Raw genomic sequence first — 6969 nt, forward strand, 5'->3', positions numbered from 1 at the left:
ATCTGACGAAGAACAGGAGCGAAAAGGACCAAAAAATCGCCCAAAGCACACACGAAAACAGATACATCAAGCCAAGAAAAACTTTTTGGAGAAATTCAAAACAGCTTCTGATATAATTTGTGCCGGCGCGGGCCTTTCTGCGTCATCGGTGTTCCATCAGCATGAGTATGTTCAGGCTTCATCCGGATGTTTCGTACCAGTTCCGGTAACCTCCGTGTCTTCGGATGCTTTTTCTCCTGTTTCTGCGTACTCCGTCGGAGTCATCCCATATTGTCTTCTGAACATCGTCGAGAAATGGGTCTGACTGGAAAATCCTACAGCATAAGCCACTTGCGTAATCATAAGCCGCTTTTCCTTCAAAAGCCGTGCAGCCTGACGCAAACGGATATTACGGATAAAATCGCTTACCGCAAGACCAGTTATGTCTTTCATCCGGCGGTGCAATTGGGTACGGCTCATACCGACTTCCTTTGCCAACAATTCCACACTCAGCATGGGATTACCCAAATTCTGGTCAATGACTGTCATTACACGTTCCATCAATATCTCGTCCGTATTTTTCACCTTGAGCGGTTTCACCTTCCCTTCCTGCTCCTGGCTACCGGAATATTTCCCTTTCAGGCGAAGACGATTGCTTATCAGGTTGGCAATGAGCACATCCAGTTCATCCTGACTGAACGGTTTGTTCAGATATCCGTCCGCTCCTTGTTCCAGACCTTCCATACGACTGGCCAATTCGGTTTTCGAAGTCAACAGCACAACCGGAATGTGGTTGGTGTTGGGATTCTTCTTCAGTTCCTTCAGCAACTGAAATCCGTCCATTTCCGGCATCATCACATCCGACACGACCACATCGGGCAACGTGGCAAGTGCTTTCTGCCATCTTTCCATGCCGTCGGCAGCCACATCTACCCGGTAATGAACCGACAGGCTTTCCTGCAAGAAATTCCGCAAAGCCTCATCATCGTCTATCACAAGCACACGGTAATGTGTCGGATTCCGCTTTCCTTTCTCCTGGACGGGGAAATAGGCAGGTTCCTCCACACGTCCATGTAAGGAAAGATGTTCTTCCGGCTTCCCATCTGCCATTTCTTCTTTTTTCAGATGCTTGTTTCCCAAAGGTAAACGCACCACAAACCTGCTTCCCTGCACATCTTTCCTGTTTTCTGCAAAAATGACACCATAATGAAGCTTTACCAATGCCGAACCCTTGCCGGGCAGATACACGGCCGGATTCGCTTTGATAAAAGCGTTCGAATATCTTCTTCAGTTCTCTTTCATTCAAGCCTTTACCTGTATCCTCTACTGCTATCTCCAAATAATCGCGCAAAGGTCCTGCCGCATCCGGAGCACTGCCCGTCTTCACACTGACACAGACGGTTCCTGGCTGCGGAGTATATTTCAATGCATGGGCTATCTTCACCGAAGTGCAACGATATTACGACAAAGGCTTTAACGTGCCCGATGATGTGCTCCTGCTTTTCTGCGACAACAACTGGGGGTACCTTCGGCGCACCGGACCGCTAAAAGAAAAGAACCGCAAAGGTGGAATGGGATTGTATTATCACATTGACATGAACGGCGGACCGTGGAACGACCGTTGGGTGAACACAAGCCCCATACCTAAATTACGAGAACAGTTCCACCTTGCTTACGAAACCGGCATCGATGACCTTTGGGTCATCAATGTGGGTGACCTGAAGCCCAAAGAGCTTCCCATTGATTTCATCTTACGCTATGCATGGAATCCCCATAACATCCCAGCCGACAAGACAGACGACTACACCCGGGAATGGGCAGCGCAGAATTTTGGTGACGAATACGCTGAAGAAATAGCAGACATTGTTTCAAAATATCCGAAATACAACCTGTGGCGAAAAGCAGAAGTGCAAGTAGCCGGCATTTTCAGCGTGGTGAACCATCGCGAAACCGACCGTGTGGAAAAGCTTTGGAAAGAAGTGGAAGCGAAAGCCGAAGTACTCAAAAAACGTATCCCTGCCGACTGGCAAGATGCTTATTTCCAACTGGTGTATTATCCCACCGTAGCTTCTGCCGGAATAGCTAACATCTACACTGCCACTACACGCAACCATCTTTATGCAAAGCAGGGCAGACCTTTGGCCAACCTGTATGCGAAGCAAGCTGAAGAATTGTTCGAAAAAGACAAACGGCTGACATGTTATTACAATGATACACTGGCAAACGGCAAATGGAAAAACATGATGTCGGACATACACATCGGTTACACACAATGGTCCATGCCCAAACAAGCACTGCTTCCTTCCTTACAACAAGTCACCCTGCAAGACACCCCATCTTTAGGCATTTGCCCGGAAGGCTGCGAGGCTACCGACTATACGGACAAACTGGCATTGCCTCTATTTGACGCATTGCTTGACCAAACCTATTATATTGACCTCTTCAACCGAGGAAAAGGAAACATCAATTTCACGGCAACCCCGTCACAAACTTGGATAAAAGTCAGCCAACCCTCCGGGACGGTAAAAACCGAAACGCGCCTCCAAGTCAACATAGACTGGGCTGCCATCGGCAATGGAACACACGAAGCCTGCCTGACCATCAAGAGTGGAGAAACCAACTTTCCTATCGGTATCCGGGCCGTCAAAGGACAAGCACCAGACACAAAGGAAGCCTATTTCGGCAATTTGAGTAAAACCGAATTTTCCATCCCAGCATACCTATATAACAAAAACGTTCCCGGAAAAGATGCCGCATGGACTGAACTGCCCGACTTGGGAAGAGGATATGCCTGTATGGGTATCAGCCCTGTAACAGCTCCTAGTGCCCAGCCTGAGGAAGCCCCATACCTAGAATACCAGATACTACTGCCCGATACTGGAACCGTCTCGCTCTGCATCGGTATCTTACCCACACAAGACGTTTATCCCAAACGAGGCTTGCGTATCGCCGTAGCAATAGACGATGAAATACCGGAAGTGATAGATGCCCGCCAAGGATTCGTGGACACATTCGGCGAATACAATCCAGCCAACTTGGCTCAGTCGCCCAACCTGAAACCACTTCCCAAGCAAGACAAGACCATCAAGCTTACCGGTTCCAAGCAACTTCGCCGTAACGAAGTATTCGACAACCTGCGTATGCTAACCACAAAACTGCATGTAAAGAAAGCAGGTATGCATAGATTAAAACTATATATGATTGATCCGAAAATCGTACTCGAACAACTCGTCCTCTATCCCGACAACCGGTATCCAAGCTATTTTGGAGCACCTGCAGTACGACACCAATAACTCTCATCACAATGAGCCTGTCTTAAGCTTTCATTTGTCATTCTATCCCAGAGCGAAGGATCTCGAAAACATAAACTATTATATGAGAGCCCCTTCGCTCTGAGACAGAATGACCTTACTTTTTCAACAGTCATTGTTTGAAACTGTTTTGAATTTCTACATGATAAAATACACCTCTACCAATTGTCACCATCCGCTTTTTTCCGTATATTTGCCTATCCAAACTTATAAAACTGTTAAAACCACCTATGAAACACAAATTATTTGCCATATTCACAACGCTGTTATTTACTTTTACATTGCAAGCTACCGAAATCCATTCACCCAACGGACAAATCAGCGTAACCCTACACTGCCCGGAAAATAATGCAGCAGGCACAGCCTGCCTTTCTATCCGATACGGAGACCAATACATTTTCAACCAAATCCATTTGGGAATACAGACCAACCGACAAGACTTGTCCTCTAAGCTGCGCCTGCAATCGGCATCGGAAACAAGCCTTCACACCGATGATTATCAAATGATCACCGGCAAACGCCAGCACTGTATCAACCATGCCAATGAGCGGAGATTCATTCTGGTAAACGATAAAGAACAATGTCTGACACTTATTATACGGGCATACGATGACGGAATCGCTTTCCGCTACCAGCTGAAAACAGCCCCAAACGGAGAAATGATTACAAACGAATGTACTTCCTATGATCTGGCAACAGGCTCTCCACGCTGGATGCGTCCCCGCTCAGTAGACAACGAAGGCTTTTATCCTTTCAGCACCGAAGGTTGCAAATCCGGCGAATGGGGATATCCCGCCTTAATGGAACCACAGAAAGATGTATTCGCCCTGATAACCGAATCGGATTTACAACGTATTCATTGTGGAACTTATCTGGTAAACGAAGGCACGGAACGTTATCGGGTGAAAATGGTAGAGGATGCATTATCTGTGACGGGCGAATGGCATTCAGCGTGGCATACACTTATCATCGGTACACTGGCCGACATTACCGAATCGACCTTGACAACCGATGTCGCTACACCCTGTCAGCTAAAGGATACCAGTTGGATAAAACCCGGTAATGCATCGTGGATTTACTGGGCACACAATCACGGAGCACGCAATTGCGCCTTGCTGAAGCAATACGTAGACTTGGCTGCTTCCATGCACTGGCCCTATACACTGATCGATGCCGAATGGGACCAAATGACGGGAGGTACCATCGAAGATGTCCTCGCTTATGCTCATTCGAAAGACATTCGACCGATACTTTGGTATAACTCAACCACCAACTGGATTGAAGGAGCACCTACTCCACTCTACCGCCTCAACAAGGCAACCGACCGTGAAAAGGAATTTGCCTGGCTGGAAAAGCAAGGAGTGAAAGGTGTAAAAGTGGACTTCTTCCCAACCGACACCCAGCAAGCAATCAACTATTATTTCGACTTACTGGAGGACGCAGCACGCCACCACTTGCTCGTAAACCTGCACGGAGGTACACTACCGTGGGGCTGGCAACGTACCTATCCGCAACTGATTACCTTGGAATCCGTATATGGAGCTGAATGGTATAATAACAACGAACGACTCACCTCACGTGCAGCCTGCCACAATGCGACCTTGCCTTTTACACGCAACGTTATAGGCTCAATGGACTATACACCCGGCACATTTTCTGACTCGCAGCACCCACACATCACCAGTTACGGTCACGAGTTAGCTCTGCCCATCCTTTTCGAATCGGGCATCCAGCATATGCCTGATCGTCCTGAAACGTACCAAAGCCTGCCTGACGAGGTGAAACAGCTTTTATCAACCCTCCCTACAGCGTGGGATGATACCAGACTGCTGAGCGGATATCCTGGAGAACACGCCGTTCTGGCACGCAAAAGAGGAAACACATGGTACATTGCCGGCATCAACGGAAAAGACACGCCGGCAATCCTCCGTTTTTCACTGCAACGCCTTTCATTGCCACAACAGACGGCTGTACTTTTCATCGGGGACGGAACAGATGAAAAATCATTCCGCATCGAAAAAAATCTTTCCATAGGAAAAGAGACAGAAGTTCCTTGTCTGGCACGAGGTGGATTCGTAATGCAAATAACCCTCCCCTAACTCTCCTCATCGGAAAAACGCCTGCTTAAAAAAGTTCCTGAAGTACCCGGAATGACTTCAATTCCGGGAAATCAGGAAGATGCAGGCGATAATATTCATGAATGATGTCGAGGCAACGATTGCGCTGGGTACGATTCATCCCAAACAAATACATCGTATCATAGTTCATACGCATCAAATTACAGATGCGCGAAGCCTCAGCAGGAACGACAAACATACCATGCGACGGTGGCTCCGTCACAAAACAGGCATTCAACAAATCAAAACAGCAACCTTCGGCATAATCTTCCATATTCGGATACAACCCTAGGAAACGAGACAAACGCATCAAAAAGACTAAGTGAAAATTAGCAAAACTTTTTTCACACGCATCAAGCCATTGTATCGAATAAACCAAATAAGAAAACAATGATGCACTGGCTCCCTCTTCTTTCAAAGCACGATAAAGAAACTCGGCCAGAAACAGCGCAATAGCAGACTTATAGGGATCGTAAGGCAAGGATTGGAAAACCATCCATGCCTTCGCCTCACGAATGGGATGTACACTGGCACGAGGACGCACCTCGGCTTCGAACTCTACCAACGACAAGGGCTGGAACAGCACCGACCTTACCATTGACTTGCGTGAACGTTGCGCCGGGAACAAGAAGGACATCCTTCCACCCTCACCTGTATAAATACAGGCAATATTTGAACGGTCATTATACTTCAGTGTATGTAACACTACTCCCTGATATTTCTGTAACATGGCTCTACAAATAAAACTAAAGAATCAAGATGTGACACTGATCTCACTTCCATTCACTGTTTTACACTTGCAAAGATATGACTTTTAAGGAGAAAGTATATTTTTTCTGCAGAAAGTTTTGCAGGAATAAAAAATCTTCCTACCTTTGCATCCGCAAATGAGGGATACTTTCCTCGAAAGCATCAAAGGATGGCCCGTTCGTCTATCGGTTAGGACGCAAGATTTTCATTCTTGAAAGGGGAGTTCGATTCTCCCACGGGCTACATAATAAACAGAATCACGAACAATATTTAAAGATTAGTCGAGATGGCAAATCACAAATCATCTATTAAAAGAATCAGACAAGCTGAAAAAAGAAGACTTCACAACAGATATTATGCTAAAACAATGCGTAACGCAGTGAAGAAACTTCGTATGACTACTGACAAGGCAGAAGCAGTAGCAATGTATCCTAAAGTACAAAAGATTTTGGATAAAGTAGCTCAACGCAACATTATCCATAAGAACAAAGCTGCTAACTTAAAGTCAAAACTGGCTGCTCATATTGCTAAATTGGCTTAAGTAATTGTTAGCACAAAAAGATAACAAGGTTGAATCTTACCGATTCAGCCTTTTGTTATTTGTACTCAGATATTAAATAATAGAAGAGAGATGATGTTAAAAGTATTTTAGAATATTCCAAAACCCCTATAAATATTTGGAACTTTAATATATACTTCTTACCTTTGCACCGCAATTCAACGGAATGCCCAGATGGCGGAATCGGTAGACGCGCTGGTCTCAAACACCAGTGGAGTAAAATCCATCCCGGTTCGACCCCGGGTCTGGGTAC

Annotated in this window: 5 protein-coding genes, 2 tRNA genes and 1 pseudogene; 5 read left to right on the plus strand and 3 right to left on the minus strand. The window is 46.1% G+C overall.

Annotated features, from left to right (window positions below; all coding sequences use genetic code 11):
* Nucleotides 1-171: 171 nt before the first annotated feature.
* Nucleotides 172-1227: a response regulator transcription factor gene (locus B5F78_RS15400; protein WP_241148275.1), complete on the minus strand. Its 1056-nt coding sequence runs from the start codon at nucleotides 1225-1227 to the stop codon at nucleotides 172-174.
* A 28-nt stretch (nucleotides 1228-1255) separates the two neighbouring features.
* Nucleotides 1256-1423 (minus strand): annotated as a pseudogene (locus B5F78_RS17880) (ATP-binding protein); the annotation flags it as partial.
* A 4-nt stretch (nucleotides 1424-1427) separates the two neighbouring features.
* Between B5F78_RS17880 and B5F78_RS15405 the strand changes: the two are divergent.
* Together B5F78_RS15405 and B5F78_RS15410 are read left to right on the plus strand one after the other, a co-directional pair.
* Nucleotides 1428-3272, plus strand: a complete 1845-nt coding sequence (locus B5F78_RS15405; RefSeq protein ID WP_204502737.1) for a glycosyl hydrolase 115 family protein — start codon at nucleotides 1428-1430, stop codon at nucleotides 3270-3272.
* Nucleotides 3273-3520: 248 nt separating this feature from the next.
* On the plus strand, nucleotides 3521-5389 hold the full coding sequence (locus B5F78_RS15410) for a glycoside hydrolase family 97 protein (protein ID WP_087407152.1): 1869 nt from the start codon (nucleotides 3521-3523) through the stop codon (nucleotides 5387-5389).
* A gap of 25 nt (nucleotides 5390-5414) precedes the next feature.
* Here the strand turns inward: B5F78_RS15410 and recO are convergent, their stop codons facing one another.
* On the minus strand, nucleotides 5415-6137 hold the full coding sequence (recO, locus tag B5F78_RS15415; protein WP_087248583.1) for a DNA repair protein RecO: 723 nt from the start codon (nucleotides 6135-6137) through the stop codon (nucleotides 5415-5417).
* 191 nt (nucleotides 6138-6328) lie between these two features.
* Between recO and B5F78_RS15420 the strand changes: the two genes are divergently transcribed.
* From B5F78_RS15420 to B5F78_RS15430, 3 genes are all read left to right on the plus strand, one after another.
* Nucleotides 6329-6400, plus strand: a tRNA-Glu gene (locus B5F78_RS15420).
* Nucleotides 6401-6443: 43 nt separating this feature from the next.
* Complete coding sequence (gene rpsT, locus B5F78_RS15425) at nucleotides 6444-6698, plus strand: 30S ribosomal protein S20 (protein ID WP_022039305.1); 255 nt, start codon at nucleotides 6444-6446, stop codon at nucleotides 6696-6698.
* A gap of 186 nt (nucleotides 6699-6884) precedes the next feature.
* A tRNA-Leu gene (locus B5F78_RS15430) sits at nucleotides 6885-6968 on the plus strand.
* The last annotated feature ends 1 nt before the right edge of the window (nucleotide 6969 follow it).

Source organism: Bacteroides sp. An279 (assembly GCF_002159615.1).
GTDB classification, from domain to species: Bacteria; Bacteroidota; Bacteroidia; order Bacteroidales; family Bacteroidaceae; genus Phocaeicola; species Phocaeicola intestinalis.